The sequence below is a fragment of the Streptococcus intestinihominis genome, assembly GCF_046824975.1.
Classification (GTDB): domain Bacteria; phylum Bacillota; class Bacilli; order Lactobacillales; family Streptococcaceae; genus Streptococcus.
This window is the reverse complement of the sequence record NZ_JBKQBL010000005.1, coordinates 30,652-42,784: the sequence shown is the minus strand read 5'-3', so window position 1 is coordinate 42,784 and position 12,133 is coordinate 30,652. Positions and strand designations below refer to the sequence as shown.

Sequence of the window (12,133 nt, the reverse complement as noted above, 5' to 3'; positions counted from 1 at the left end):
CCCTCTACATCATCATGAGTTTTGTGACCAATCTTTTGACCAGGTCTGATAGCTCCTTTACGATTGGTGATGAGGTAAAAGATGGCTCTATTATCATGCGCTTGCTGAGACCAGTCCATTTTTCGACCTCTTATCTTTTCACCGAGCTTGGTTCCAAGTGGTTGATTTTTATCTCTGTTGGACTGCCATTTTTAAGTGTCATTGTTTTGATGAAAATCTTATCTGGTCAAGGGATTGTAGAAGTGCTGGGATTAACTGTCCTTTATCTCTTTAGCTTGACTCTGGCTTATCTGATTAACTTTTTCTTTAATATCTGTTTTGGTTTTTCAGCCTTTGTGTTTAAAAATTTATGGGGTTCCAATCTACTCAAGACTTCCATAGTGGCCTTTATGTCTGGCAGTTTGATTCCCTTGACGTTTTTTCCAAAGGTGGTTTCAGATATTCTCTCCTTCTTGCCATTTTCATCCTTGATTTACACTCCGGTTATGATCATTGTTGGGAAATACGATGCCAGTCAGATTCTTCAAGCACTTTTGCTTCAGCTTTTCTGGCTTATAGTGATGGTGGGCTTGTCTCAGTTGATTTGGAAACGAGTCCAGTCATTTATCACCATTCAGGGAGGTTAGTATGAAAAAATATCAACGCATGCATCTGATTTTTATTAGACAATACATCAAGCAAATCATGGAATACAAAGTTGATTTTGTGGTTGGTGTGTTGGGAGTCTTTCTGACTCAAGGCCTAAACCTCTTGTTTCTCAATGTACTCTTTCAACACATCCCCTCGCTAGAAGGTTGGACCTTTCAAGAGATTGCCTTTATCTATGGATTTTCCTTAATTCCAAAGGGATTAGATCACCTCTTTTTTGACAATCTCTGGGCACTAGGTCAACGCTTAGTTCGAAAAGGGGAGTTTGACAAGTATCTGACTCGTCCTATCAATCCTCTCTTTCACATCCTCGTTGAGACCTTTCAGATTGATGCCTTGGGTGAACTTTTGGTCGGTGGAATTTTACTAGCGACAACGGCGACTAGCATTGCTTGGACTCTTCCAAAATTCCTGATTTTTCTAGTTTGTATTCCTTTTGCGACCTTGATTTATACTTCCTTGAAAATTGCAACAGCCAGTATCGCTTTTTGGACCAAGCAGTCAGGTGCCATGATTTACATTTTCTATATGTTTAATGATTTTGCCAAGTACCCGATTTCCATTTACAATTCGCTCCTTCGTTGGTTAATTAGCTTTATTGTACCTTTCGCCTTTACGGCCTACTATCCTGCCAGCTATTTCTTGCAGGGCAAGGATGGACTCTTTAATATTGGTGGTTTGCTTTTGATTTCTATTATCTTCTTTTGCATCTCTCTGAAACTCTGGGATAGGGGATTAGATGCATACGAAAGTGCAGGTTCGTAAGAGCTAAAGTAAGACTAAAATCAAGAAAGGAACTTATGATGCTTGTTATTAAAGAAGTTAAGGATGAAGAGCAAAAAATGGCAGTTGTCGCTGAGGTTTTAAAAAATTAGAGATTTTTCCTCAACTATGGGATCTTAAAAATCCTTGTCAGATTTTGATTAAAAAGATCAACTAAAAGTGCTTGACATCCGCTATCAGAGTGCTATACTGAGAAGGTAATCGCCGAATTAGCTCAGTTGGTAGAGCAACGCACTCGTAACGCGTAGGTCACAGGTTCGATCCCTGCATTCGGCATCAAATGATACAAGACAAAGCCCCTTGTGACGGGCTTTTTTTGATGTCGTATTACTTTTTGTATCAAAATTTGTACCAAATGATTCTAAAAGTTTTCAAACTCATCTTTGCTTTTCTCAATCGTCATGGACTGGAATGGTTTCATGAAGGAGGGGAACCATCCCCTAAATATGGATAGTTCATCTGGCCTATTCATGTTCATGTAACCAGATAGTCCGATAATTTGACCGCTTATCCAAATTTCCTTGTCACCCTTGCCTCTGTTTGTTATAGTAGGTTTATCAAAAGAAGCTAGTCTTCTGATAACATTATAAAAAGAGGTAGTATCATGAAAAAATTAATTGGTTTTGGATTTATCCTTGCAGCTATTGCCGTCATCACCTTTAGTATGGTTGGTTATCCGAAAATAGATGCCAATCTTTGGCCCTTGGTTCCAGTTGTCTTGTTTGCTTTCTTTACGCTTGAAAATGCACTCAAGAAAGACTACAAGTCCAGCTTGATTTGTGCCATCATTGGTTTTATCATTGCCAATGCCATCTATGACCTTCTTCCGATTTCAAATGGGGTCGTGATTACTGCGGGTGTCTTGGCTTGTCTTGGTCTCGGTTTTCTCTTTCCAGACGCACCAAAAGAAAAATAATGCTTCCAATTCTATTCGCTTCAGGGGCTTGGTATGAAGAGATTTCTTCAGACCGAGTCCTTTTTAGCTGTCTGAAAGTACCACTTAGGGGCTGAAAAGAACCACTTACCGAAAAGGTCTTGTAAGATTTTGAACAGCTGTTATAATGTTACTAACAAAGGTTAAGAAAGGAGTCCTATGAAAGTTCGCATCGAATTAGATCCTGAGATGGATGAGCCAGAAATGATCATTCGGGCTCCTCGATTGACGGAGGATGTCGCCCGCTTACAACAGTTGATCTTGGAGCAAAAAATGACGCCCTTGACCTTTTACAAGGATCGAAGCGAGTACTTTGTAGATGTGTCAGAAATTCTCTTCTTTGAAACAGATGGTGAAAAGATCTATGGGCATACCAGAGAAGAGGCATATGAGGTCCGTCAAAAACTCTACGAATTGGAAGAAATCTTGCCGATTGCTTTCTGTCGCATCTCCAAGTCGACCATCGTTAATACCAAGCAGATTTATGCTATCGAAAAATCTTTTTCAGGAACCAGTACAGTAAACTTTTATCAAACCCATAAGCAGGTACACGTGTCCCGACACTATTATCAACTCTTAAAAGAACGGTTAAAGGAAATGAGGTAACAAAATGAAAAAAAAATTAATTGGGATTTTCTTAATCCTCCTAGCAGCCTTGGTGCTCTTACAAGGCTATTTTGTAAAATGGGAGATCAGTATTTGGACGCTGGCTTGGGTTGTCTTGCTCGCAGTCCTCTCCCTCTCTAGTTTCTTGAAGCGCCACTTTGGTTGGGGCTTCCTATATGGGATTTTGGCCCTCTTCTCCCTTAACGGCCAATACCATTTTATTCCAGTATCCAATTCGGTGGTCATCTTTTCTTCTATTTTAGCGGTGATCGGTCTCAATATTCTCTTCAAGCCTTCCAAAAAAGCAAAAGCTACTTGGAACTCATACTCAGCAGGAACATCTTCCCAAACTGCTGGCAATGACATCGATGTTTCCTTCTCTACAGTGACCAAGTATTTGAATGATCAGAATTTTACGGGTGGGAGTGCGGATGTGAGCTTAGGAGAAGCTTCTATCTATTTTGACAATTGCCGGATCGAAGGACCCTCAGCTCAGTTTGCGGTGGATGTTTCCCTTGGAAGTTTGAGTCTCTATGTCCCGAGCGACTGGCGGGTTCATGTCAATGTAGAAAGTTCTCTGTCAGCCATCCAACACCAGGAAAATCCTAGCAATTTAACCAGCAAAGACTTTTACATCGTCGGAGAGGTCTCACTGGGGAATCTAGAAATCATCTATGTAGGTGAGAATAACTTTTCATAAGCCGATCTAAGAAAAACTTATTCAAAGGTCTTGCCAAGAGAAAGTTTTTTTGGTAATATAGTACGGTATGTGGTGCTAGCACATCCGTAATATTAGATCTAATAGGAGGCAAAACAGAATGGCTAAAGTATGTTATTTTACTGGTCGTAAGACTGTATCAGGAAACAACCGTTCACACGCGATGAACCAAACCAAACGTGCCGTAAAACCAAACCTTCAAAAAGTAACTGTCCTTATCGATGGTAAACCTAAAAAAGTTTGGGCTTCAGCTCGTGCATTGAAATCTGGTAAAGTAGAACGCGTTTAATAAAGAAAGAAGGCTGGGCATAAAGTGTCCAGCCTTCGCTTTTGATAGGAATAGTAGCATGACGCAGTGGTTGATTGGAACTACTCATGTTTGAAACATTCGTACTTCCTAATCAACTGCGCGGGGGTGGGAAAATTGAAAAGGTTTGGGGAACCTTTTCAACTTTTTTTATTTTACGAAGTTCTTTCCCACTCCCTTTTCTTTTTTCTTCATTTTTTCTCTTTTTGGACATTTGTATCAACCGATAGGAGAAAGGTGTATCCCTTTTACACGCGCCCTCTTTTATGGTAAAATAGAATATAAAATACTTTTGAGGTAGAAATTATGACAGTAAAAATCAATACAAAAGATGGTCAAATTGAATTGACCGATGATGTCATCGCAACTGTTGTAGGCGGTGCAGCCACTGAAATTTTTGGAGTGGTTGGAATGGCTAGCAAAAACGCGATTAAAGATAATTTCCAAGCTCTCTTAGGTAAGGAAAACTACTCTAAGGGTGTCGTTGTGAAAACAGCGGAAGCAGGAAGTATTGCGGTTGATGTTTACACTGTTTTGAGCTATGGTACAAAGATTAGCGAAGTCTCAAAAAATATTCAAGAGCGTGTCAAATTCAGTTTAGAAAATCAACTTGGAATCACAACGGATACAGTCAACGTCTATATCCAAAACATTAAAATTGTGGGAGAATAATCGTGTCTAAAATTACAACTAGTTTATTTCAAGAAATGGTCCAAGCAGGGGCTACTCGCTTAAATAAACAAGCCGAGTATGTCAATTCATTGAACGTTTTTCCTGTACCAGACGGTGATACTGGAACCAATATGGGAATGACCATTGAAAATGGTGCAAAAGAAGTAGCCGATCGCTCTGCTTCAACTGTTGGTGAAGCAGCAAATATCTTTGCGAAGGGGCTTTTGATGGGAGCGCGTGGAAACTCAGGAGTGATTACTTCTCAGTTGTTCCGCGGATTTTCTCAAAGCGTCAAAGACAAGGATGAATTGGATGGGGCAGCTCTTGCGGCAGCCTTCCAAGCAGGAGTTGAAGTAGCCTATAAAGCGGTTATGAAGCCTGTAGAAGGAACCATCTTGACCGTTTCTCGCGGTGCTGCCATCGGTGCTAAGAAAAAAGCAGAATCAACCAATGATGCAGTAGAAGTCATGCGTGCAACCCTTGAAGGAGCTAAAACAGCTCTTGCCAAGACACCAGATATGCTTCCAGTATTGAAGGAAGTCGGTGTGGTGGACTCTGGTGGTCAAGGTTTGGTCTTCATCTATGAAGGATTCCTATCAGCTTTGACAGGAGAATTCATCGCTTCTGAAGAATTTGTGGCGACTCCGGCAACCATGTCAGAAATGATCAACGCAGAGCACCACAAGTCCGTAGCAGGTCATGTGGCAACCGAAGATATCACCTTTGGTTACTGTACAGAGATTATGGTCGCTTTGAAACAAGGTCCAACCTATGTCAAAGACTTTGACTACGACGAATTCCGTAACTATTTGAACAATCTTGGGGATTCTCTATTAGTCGTCAACGATGATGAAATCGTCAAAGTTCACGTCCATACAGAAGATCCAGGTCTTGTTATGCAAGAAGGATTGAAATATGGTAGCTTGGTCAAAGTAAAAGTGGACAACATGCGCAACCAGCACGAAGCACAAGTTGAAAAAGAAGAACGTCAAGCGAAACCAGCTGAAGCAAAAGAATATGCCATCATTGCAGTCGTTGCGGGGGACGGATTAGCGGATATCTTCAAAGCGCAAGGAGTGGATTACATTATCTCTGGCGGTCAAACCATGAACCCATCAACAGAAGACTTTGTCAAAGCTGTTGAAGAGTTGAATGCGCGCAACATCATTATCTTGCCAAACAACAAGAACATCTTGATGGCGGCTCAATCTGCAGCAGAAGTCATTGAGCAACCAGCAGCAGTTGTTGAGACAAAGACTATCCCTCAAGGCTTGACCAGTCTTCTTGCTTTTGATGAGAGCAAGTCGATCGAAGAAAACTACGAACGCATGAGCGCTTCATTGGAAGATGTTGTGTCTGGTAGTGTGACGACAGCTGTTCGTGATACCACTATTGATGGTCTTGAAATCCATGAAAACGACAATCTTGGAATGGTTGATGGTAAGATCGTCGTTTCCAATCCAGATATGATGGAAACCTTGACAGCAACCTTTGACAAGATGTTGGACGAAGATAGTGAAATTGTCACGATTTATATCGGTGAAGATGGTAAAGAAGAAGTAGCCAATGACTTGGCTCAAAACTTGATGGCCAAATATGAGGACGTCGAAGTCGAAATTCATCAAGGAAATCAACCAGTTTACCCATATTTGTTTAGCGTTGAATAATCAAAAAATTTCAAAAATAGCAGGAAAAAGAGCCAAAAAATGATTTTTTGGCCCTTTTTTTGATAAAAAAAGCTTTATGAAAGCGATTAGATAGGTGTTTTTAGACAATTTTTGTTTGATATGTTATACTTTAGAAAAATAGAAATAGGAGAAAAAGCAAATGAAAAAGGTAATCTGCTTTTTAGGAGCTTTGCTTTTTGTGATGACGGGGTGTGCTACTAAGTCTCAGTCCACAGAAACATCAAAAAGCTCAACCACTACTTCGATAGAAAAAAGTGAAACTGTTACTAGTGAGGCAAAGGAAGAAACCAAGGTTCTCACTGCAGAAATCAATGGCAATCAACATCGCTACACCATCACGACAAAAGGTGATAAGGTTCAGAAATTAAAGTTAGATGTTTTATCGGCCCTACCAGAAAAAATTGCCACTAACTCAGCTAATCTAAGTCCTGAAGAGATGACAAAAATTATCAATGAAGGTTTGCAGTCAGATTCAGAATACAAGGCTCTGAAAGACACAGCTGGCTTCAGTATCGAATATAAGGTCACTCCAGAGAAAAAATTAGCCTCAACAGTCTCTGTTGATATGGAAACCATTGATTGGGACAAGGTTAAAGATCTATCTTACTTTAAAAATCTTGGTATCGGTGACCTGAAAGACATCAAGGCATCGACCGTTTTCACAGGATTAAAACTCCATGGTTTCAAAGAAGAAACCCCAGCACCATAGGCTCGGACTCTTGTCCGGCCTTTTTTTATTTCCCATGACATTTGTCATGTGAGCCAGTGACAAAATCATCTAGTGGCCTGTTATTCCTTTCGCTATAATATAGTCAGAAAGTAAGAGGTAAGGAAAAATGAAACAATGGTTCTATAAAGTGTTTACGTTAACAGTGGTTGGGATGGTCGTCTATTTGATCTTTTCAAAGGATGATAGTCTCTATTACCATTTCCCTTGGGAATTATTTGCTGGGATTGGCATCATGAGCTGGGCGGTCCAAGAAGGATTGAAGATGATCAAGGCTGTTAAAAAGGAGATGGAGCAATGAAAAAGAAACTTGAAATTGGATTGGTAGCTGTTTTGTGTTTGCTCCTTTGGGCAACTGAGATAATGACGGGCTGGTTTTCTGCCCATTTTCCTAGCTGGTTTTTCCAAACGGTTTGGGGAGTGACCTTGGTCGTCTATGTCATCATTCCAGCTGGCCAAACCTGGTTGAAAGGAGAGTCTTATGAGTGTCATTAGAGTAGAGAACTTGAACAAAAGTATCAGAGGGAAGGTGATCCTAGAAGATCTTTCTTTCACAGTTGAGAGAGGGGACTGCCTGGCTTTGATTGGACCAAACGGAGCTGGGAAAACAACCTTGATGGATTGCCTCCTAGGAGATAGGAAGGTAACTTCTGGAATCATTAAAATAGAAGGAAAAGCTCCTGGTCATCCTCAGTTAAAGGATAGTGTCTCTTATCTCCCTCAAGAGAATGCCATCGTGCAAAAGCTAACCGTGCAGGAACTGATCAGTTTCTTTCGCTCCATTTATCCCAACCCTTTAACGGTCAATGACATCGATGATTTATTGCGTTTTACTCCAGAACAAAAGAAGCAATTAGCCAGTAAGCTGTCTGGTGGGCAAAAGCGTCTTTTATCCTTTGTGTTGACCTTGATTGGTCGTCCCAGTCTTCTGTTTCTGGATGAGCCAACGGCTGCCATGGATACGTCCACTCGCCAACGCTTTTGGGAGATCGTCGGGCATTTAAAGGACCAAGGTGTGACTATAGTCTATTCTTCCCATTACATCGAGGAAGTAGAGCATACAGCTGACCGGATCCTGGTCTTGCACCAGGGACGTTTGCTTCGAGATACGACGCCACTAGCTATGAGAAGTGAAGAGGTAGAAAAACATTTTACCCTGCCTTTGCGATACCAAGCTCTAGTGGCAGGGATGGACGGAGTTGGTCAAGTGACGGTCAAACCCGATGCCCTTCAGGTTGTGACAGGCGATGCCAATCGTTTGTGGAGGCGATTGCAGGAAGAAGGATGTTCGATCCAAGAGATCGAAGTGACCAATAGAAGTTTATTGGATTCTATTTTTGAAAATACAAAGGAAGTAGGTAGAGAAGATGAAACGCATGAAAGCTCTCGGCGTGGTTGAGTGGCATTTGACTAGACGCCAAGCCATTTATTACTTGTTATCAATTGGGATGCCCACGGCCTTTTATCTCTTTTTTTCAGGGATGTACCAGGAAACGCCAGGAGCACCTGCTCACTTTATGAGGGATTATCTCCTTTCTATGACGGCATTTTCTATGATGTCTACGGCTATCTTTTCTTTTCCAACAGTTCTTGAAACCGATCGACTCAATAATTGGCAAAAGGTCTTGCGCCATACCCCGGTATCTATGGTAGAATATTATCTAATAAAGGTTGTGGGTCTCTTTGTCGATTTTCTTCTATCGATTGGAGTTGTCTTTACTGTTGGCCATGTGGTGCGCCATGTGAATATGTCCCTACAAGATTGGATTTTGTCGGCCTTTATTCTCATCCTAGGAAGCCTAGCGTTTGTGGCTCTCGGTCTGGTTTTGACCTTGCTTCCTTCTAGTCAATTGATGTCTGTTGTGGGCAATCTCCTTTACATGGGGTTGGCTGTCATGGGTGGCCTTTGGATGCCGATTAGTCTCTTTCCAGAATGGATGCAAGCTATTGGCAAATGCCTGCCAACCTATCAATTGATGGAACTGATTAAGACTTTTTTAAACAAGGGACAGATTCATGTTCTTGCTAGTGTCTATTTAACCTTGTTTACCCTGGTCTTGTTTACCCTTGTCATTGTTTATCGTCGTCATTCTGAGGTTCGTTCATGATTGAAAAACTCAAGCGTATCCATTATATGTTTTACGCTAGCCTAGTCTTTATGGGCTTTCCCTTTATCTCTATTTTATTAGGGGAGGTCCCCTACTGGCACTTCTTTTTAGCCCTCTTGTTTATTGCTTCCTATCTAGGAGTCTTGATTACTGAAAACAAAAAGCTGACCTGGATTTGTTGGCTATACCTCCTAGCCTATGTAGCAGGAAATACTCTTTTTATTAACGCCAACTATTTTTGGTTTTATTTCTTCATCAGCAACCTATTGGTCTATCACTTTGAGATTCGCAATTTTCGCTCTCCCTATCTTTGGACAGTTTTTCTATCGCAATTCCTGCTTTTTGGGGTCATCTTTTTCAAACAGAGTGCGATGGAGTATGAATGGGTATTTTTAATCATTATTTTCTTTTTTACCCATGCCATGACCTATGGCATGATCCGGATTCAGATGGTGGAAGAGCTGAAAGCTGACCATGCCAAGCAAAACGCTCAAATCAATCTCTTGCTGGCAGAAAACGAGCGCCATCGGATTGGCCGCGATCTGCATGATAGTCTAGGCCACACCTTTGCCATGCTCAGTGTCAAGGCAGACCTGGCTGATCAGTTCTTAGCATTGGGTCAAGTTGAGAAGGCGCAGGAGCAGGTGCAAGAGATTCAAGCCATCAGTCAAGAGTCCATGCACCAAGTCCGAGAGATTGTGGAGAACTTGAAGCAGCGAACCCTGGCAAGAGAGCTAGAAACTGTCCAGCAAATGCTAGAAGTGGCGCAAGTCAAAGTAGAAATTCAGAATGAGCTCGATACAGCCAGCATCTCGCCGATCCTAGAGTCTGCTCTAGCCATGGTGTCTCTGGAATTGGCCACTAATATGATCAAACATGCCAAAGCAACGCAAGCCTTTCTCTCTTATCGCTCTACCGAGACAGGTGTAGAAATGATCGCAGAAGACAATGGCATCGGCTTTAGTAAAGTTTCCGATAAGGATCTGCACTCAATCCGCGAACGGATTGCCTTATTGGGAGGAGAGTTAGAGATTAGTCGTCGTCACAAGCCAACCCGCATAGAAATACGAATCCCCTATCAAGAAAGGAAATAAGATGCGCTTATTAGTTGCTGAAGACCAAAGTATGTTGCGCGATGCCCTCTGCCAGCTCTTGCTTTTGCAAGAGGATGTAGAAGAAGTCTTGCAGGCTGGAGACGGGCAAGAAGCTATTCGCTTACTCGAAACCCATCCAGTCGATATTGCTATTTTAGATATTGAAATGCCCATCAAAACAGGGCTAGAAGTGTTGGAATGGGCCAAAAGTCAACAACCCCAGCTCAAGGTTGTCATCGTTACCACCTTTAAGCGGCCAGGTTACTTTGAGCGGGCCCTCAAGGCAGGAGTCGATGCCTATGTTCTAAAAGAACGCCGCATCACGGACTTGATGGGGACCCTGCATACCGTTTTGGCAGGCCAAAAAGAATATTCTCCTGAATTAATGGAGGGAATCTTGACCCATCCCAATCCTCTAAGTTCTCAGGAGCAAGCAGTCCTAAAAGAAGTCGCCAAAGGAGCTTCCAACCAAGAAATTGCTGATCGGTTATTTCTCTCTAACGGGACCATCCGCAATTATATGTCAGCCATTCTGACCAAGTTGGATGCAGAGAACCGGACCGAGGCAGCAAAGATTGCCCAAGAAAGGGGCTGGCTATAAGGAAGAAAAGAGAGTGGGACAGAAATCGGTAATTCGTTAGAATTCGATTTCGTCGTCCCACCTCCGCACAGTTGAGTAGGGCTGTAAAAGCTGATGGAATCAGCGTAGTAGAGCCCAGTCAACCACTGCGTCTTGCTCGACAATCCAAAGACAATTGAGAGTAGCTAGGTCAAAATGAACAACCCTCTCTATGTAGCATACCATGATGAGGAATGGGGACAACCTCTCCATGATGACCAAGAGCTTTTTGAATTGTTTTGCATGGAGACTTATCAGGCTGGTCTTTCTTGGGAAACGGTACTCAATAAAACGCCAAGCCTTTCGTGAGGCTTTTCATGGTTACCAAATTCAACCTGTTGCAGACATGACAGATGAAGAACTAGAATCTTTGTTAGATAATCCAGCTATCATTCGTCATCGCGCTAAAATTTTTGCGACGCGCACCAACTCTCAGGTCTTTCTAAAAATCCAGAAGGAATATGGTTCTTTTGACACCTATCTTTGGTCTTTTGTTGATGGAAAAACCATAGTCAATGATATCCCGGACTACAGTCAAGCACCAGCGAAAACAGCCTTGTCTGAGACATTATCTAAGGATCTCAAAAAACGAGACTTTAAGTTTACTGGACCAGTCGCTGTCTTGTCCTATCTGCAGGCTGCAGGTCTGGTTGATGACCATGAAAATGATTGTGAATGGAAAGGTCTTAAATAATGTCTAACAAAAATAAGGGAATTCTGATTTTTGCGATTCTCTATACAGTTCTCTTTGTGTTTGGTGGCGATAAATTGCTGGCTTCTGTGATGCCATCTGCCATTGCGAATTATCTAAAATATCTAGTCTATGTAGTATTAGCTCTATATGGCTCTCTCTTGTTCAAAGATAGATTGATTCAACAATGGAATGAGATTAGAAAAACTAAAAGAGAATTCTTTTTGGGAGTTTTAAAAGGTTGGCTCTTTCTTTTCCTCATGACCATTCTCTTTGAATCTCTATCGTCAATATTAAGGCAGTTTTTGGGACTAGACGGACAAAGTCTAAATCAGTCGAATCTTCAAAGCACCTTTCAAGAACAACCACTACTGATAGCGGTTTTTGCCTGCATCATTGGACCTTTGATGGAAGAACTCTTATTCCGTCAAATTCTATTGAGATATTTGAGAAAAAGTCTGCCTACTTGGCTGAGTCTCTTTATAGTCGCACTTACCTTTGCTTTAATCCATATGCACAGTTTGTCTTTGTCAGAGTG

15 protein-coding genes, 1 tRNA gene and 3 pseudogenes are annotated in these 12,133 nt (G+C 41.7%); all 19 read left to right on the top strand.

From position 1 onward, the window contains the following. Positions 1-626 (top strand): ABC transporter permease (locus tag ACLOR3_RS08395; protein WP_412037141.1); only part of this gene is annotated, 626 nt, incomplete at its 5' end. Between the two features lies 1 nt (position 627). Further along, on the top strand, positions 628-1,413 hold the full coding sequence (locus tag ACLOR3_RS08390) for an ABC transporter permease (RefSeq protein ID WP_195324749.1): 786 nt from the start codon (positions 628-630) through the stop codon (positions 1,411-1,413). A gap of 94 nt (positions 1,414-1,507) precedes the next feature. Continuing rightward, positions 1,508-1,588: pseudogene (locus tag ACLOR3_RS08385) on the top strand (GNAT family N-acetyltransferase); the annotation flags it as partial. A 46-nt stretch (positions 1,589-1,634) separates the two neighbouring features. Further along, positions 1,635-1,707: transfer RNA gene (locus ACLOR3_RS08380), tRNA-Thr, on the top strand. 328 nt (positions 1,708-2,035) lie between these two features. Beyond that, entirely contained in the window at positions 2,036-2,347 is a 312-nt protein-coding gene (locus ACLOR3_RS08375; protein ID WP_411400845.1) for a hypothetical protein, read from the top strand. A gap of 177 nt (positions 2,348-2,524) precedes the next feature. Continuing rightward, positions 2,525-2,971: a LytTR family DNA-binding domain-containing protein gene (locus ACLOR3_RS08370; RefSeq protein WP_411400847.1), complete on the top strand. Its 447-nt coding sequence runs from the start codon at positions 2,525-2,527 to the stop codon at positions 2,969-2,971. A 4-nt stretch (positions 2,972-2,975) separates the two neighbouring features. Continuing rightward, positions 2,976-3,671 carry a LiaF transmembrane domain-containing protein gene (locus ACLOR3_RS08365; protein ID WP_411400849.1) on the top strand — a complete coding sequence of 232 codons (696 nt, stop codon included), beginning with the start codon at positions 2,976-2,978 and terminating at the stop codon, positions 3,669-3,671. Positions 3,672-3,789: 118 nt separating this feature from the next. Then, the gene (gene rpmB / locus ACLOR3_RS08360; protein ID WP_001140948.1) at positions 3,790-3,978 is read left to right on the top strand and encodes a 50S ribosomal protein L28; all 189 of its coding nucleotides are present in this window, start codon (positions 3,790-3,792) and stop codon (positions 3,976-3,978) included. Positions 3,979-4,302: 324 nt separating this feature from the next. After that, on the top strand, positions 4,303-4,668 hold the full coding sequence (locus ACLOR3_RS08355) for an Asp23/Gls24 family envelope stress response protein (RefSeq protein ID WP_006594986.1): 366 nt from the start codon (positions 4,303-4,305) through the stop codon (positions 4,666-4,668). Between the two features lie 2 nt (positions 4,669-4,670). Continuing rightward, positions 4,671-6,335 (top strand): DAK2 domain-containing protein, encoded by a 1,665-nt coding sequence (locus ACLOR3_RS08350; RefSeq protein ID WP_411400858.1) that lies wholly within the window; start codon positions 4,671-4,673, stop codon positions 6,333-6,335. A 160-nt stretch (positions 6,336-6,495) separates the two neighbouring features. Further along, positions 6,496-7,065, top strand: coding sequence for an SP0191 family lipoprotein (locus ACLOR3_RS08345; protein WP_154858856.1), 570 nt, complete (start codon positions 6,496-6,498; stop codon positions 7,063-7,065). A gap of 127 nt (positions 7,066-7,192) precedes the next feature. Beyond that, positions 7,193-7,384 (top strand): hypothetical protein, encoded by a 192-nt coding sequence (locus ACLOR3_RS08340; protein WP_014712940.1) that lies wholly within the window; start codon positions 7,193-7,195, stop codon positions 7,382-7,384. Continuing rightward, complete coding sequence (locus ACLOR3_RS08335) at positions 7,381-7,578, top strand: hypothetical protein (RefSeq protein WP_154858854.1); 198 nt, start codon at positions 7,381-7,383, stop codon at positions 7,576-7,578. The genes ACLOR3_RS08340 and ACLOR3_RS08335 overlap by 4 nt, the downstream gene beginning before the upstream one ends. After that, a complete protein-coding gene (locus ACLOR3_RS08330; protein ID WP_154858852.1) occupies positions 7,565-8,482 on the top strand; it encodes an ABC transporter ATP-binding protein in 918 nt (305 codons plus the stop codon). The genes ACLOR3_RS08335 and ACLOR3_RS08330 overlap by 14 nt, the downstream gene beginning before the upstream one ends. Then, positions 8,451-9,191 carry an ABC transporter permease gene (locus ACLOR3_RS08325; RefSeq protein WP_154858851.1) on the top strand — a complete coding sequence of 247 codons (741 nt, stop codon included), beginning with the start codon at positions 8,451-8,453 and terminating at the stop codon, positions 9,189-9,191. The genes ACLOR3_RS08330 and ACLOR3_RS08325 overlap by 32 nt, the downstream gene beginning before the upstream one ends. Further along, positions 9,188-10,285 carry a sensor histidine kinase gene (locus tag ACLOR3_RS08320; protein ID WP_154858849.1) on the top strand — a complete coding sequence of 366 codons (1,098 nt, stop codon included), beginning with the start codon at positions 9,188-9,190 and terminating at the stop codon, positions 10,283-10,285. The genes ACLOR3_RS08325 and ACLOR3_RS08320 overlap by 4 nt, the downstream gene beginning before the upstream one ends. Before the next feature lies 1 nt (position 10,286). Then, positions 10,287-10,886: a response regulator transcription factor gene (locus ACLOR3_RS08315; RefSeq protein ID WP_126403787.1), complete on the top strand. Its 600-nt coding sequence runs from the start codon at positions 10,287-10,289 to the stop codon at positions 10,884-10,886. Between the two features lie 174 nt (positions 10,887-11,060). After that, positions 11,061-11,598: pseudogene (locus ACLOR3_RS08310) on the top strand (DNA-3-methyladenine glycosylase I). Continuing rightward, positions 11,595-12,133 (top strand): annotated as a pseudogene (locus ACLOR3_RS08305) (CPBP family intramembrane glutamic endopeptidase); the annotation flags it as partial. The pseudogenes ACLOR3_RS08310 and ACLOR3_RS08305, both read left to right, overlap by 4 nt.

Bases quoted from the DNA above. Each gene is read 5' to 3' on its own strand.
- ACLOR3_RS08335 (WP_154858854.1), top strand. From the start codon at position 7,381: ATGAAAAAGAAACTTGAAATTGGATTGGTAGCTGTTTTGTGTTTGCTC.
- ACLOR3_RS08345 (WP_154858856.1), top strand. From the start codon at position 6,496: ATGAAAAAGGTAATCTGCTTTTTAGGAGCTTTGCTTTTTGTGATGACG.
- ACLOR3_RS08320 (WP_154858849.1), top strand. From the start codon at position 9,188: ATGATTGAAAAACTCAAGCGTATCCATTATATGTTTTACGCTAGCCTA.
- rpmB (WP_001140948.1), top strand. From the start codon at position 3,790: ATGGCTAAAGTATGTTATTTTACTGGTCGTAAGACTGTATCAGGAAAC.
- ACLOR3_RS08390 (WP_195324749.1), top strand. From the start codon at position 628: ATGAAAAAATATCAACGCATGCATCTGATTTTTATTAGACAATACATC.
- ACLOR3_RS08365 (WP_411400849.1), top strand. From the start codon at position 2,976: ATGAAAAAAAAATTAATTGGGATTTTCTTAATCCTCCTAGCAGCCTTG.
- ACLOR3_RS08370 (WP_411400847.1), top strand. From the start codon at position 2,525: ATGAAAGTTCGCATCGAATTAGATCCTGAGATGGATGAGCCAGAAATG.
- ACLOR3_RS08325 (WP_154858851.1), top strand. From the start codon at position 8,451: ATGAAACGCATGAAAGCTCTCGGCGTGGTTGAGTGGCATTTGACTAGA.
- ACLOR3_RS08315 (WP_126403787.1), top strand. From the start codon at position 10,287: ATGCGCTTATTAGTTGCTGAAGACCAAAGTATGTTGCGCGATGCCCTC.
- ACLOR3_RS08375 (WP_411400845.1), top strand. From the start codon at position 2,036: ATGAAAAAATTAATTGGTTTTGGATTTATCCTTGCAGCTATTGCCGTC.
- ACLOR3_RS08355 (WP_006594986.1), top strand. From the start codon at position 4,303: ATGACAGTAAAAATCAATACAAAAGATGGTCAAATTGAATTGACCGAT.
- ACLOR3_RS08330 (WP_154858852.1), top strand. From the start codon at position 7,565: ATGAGTGTCATTAGAGTAGAGAACTTGAACAAAAGTATCAGAGGGAAG.
- ACLOR3_RS08340 (WP_014712940.1), top strand. From the start codon at position 7,193: ATGAAACAATGGTTCTATAAAGTGTTTACGTTAACAGTGGTTGGGATG.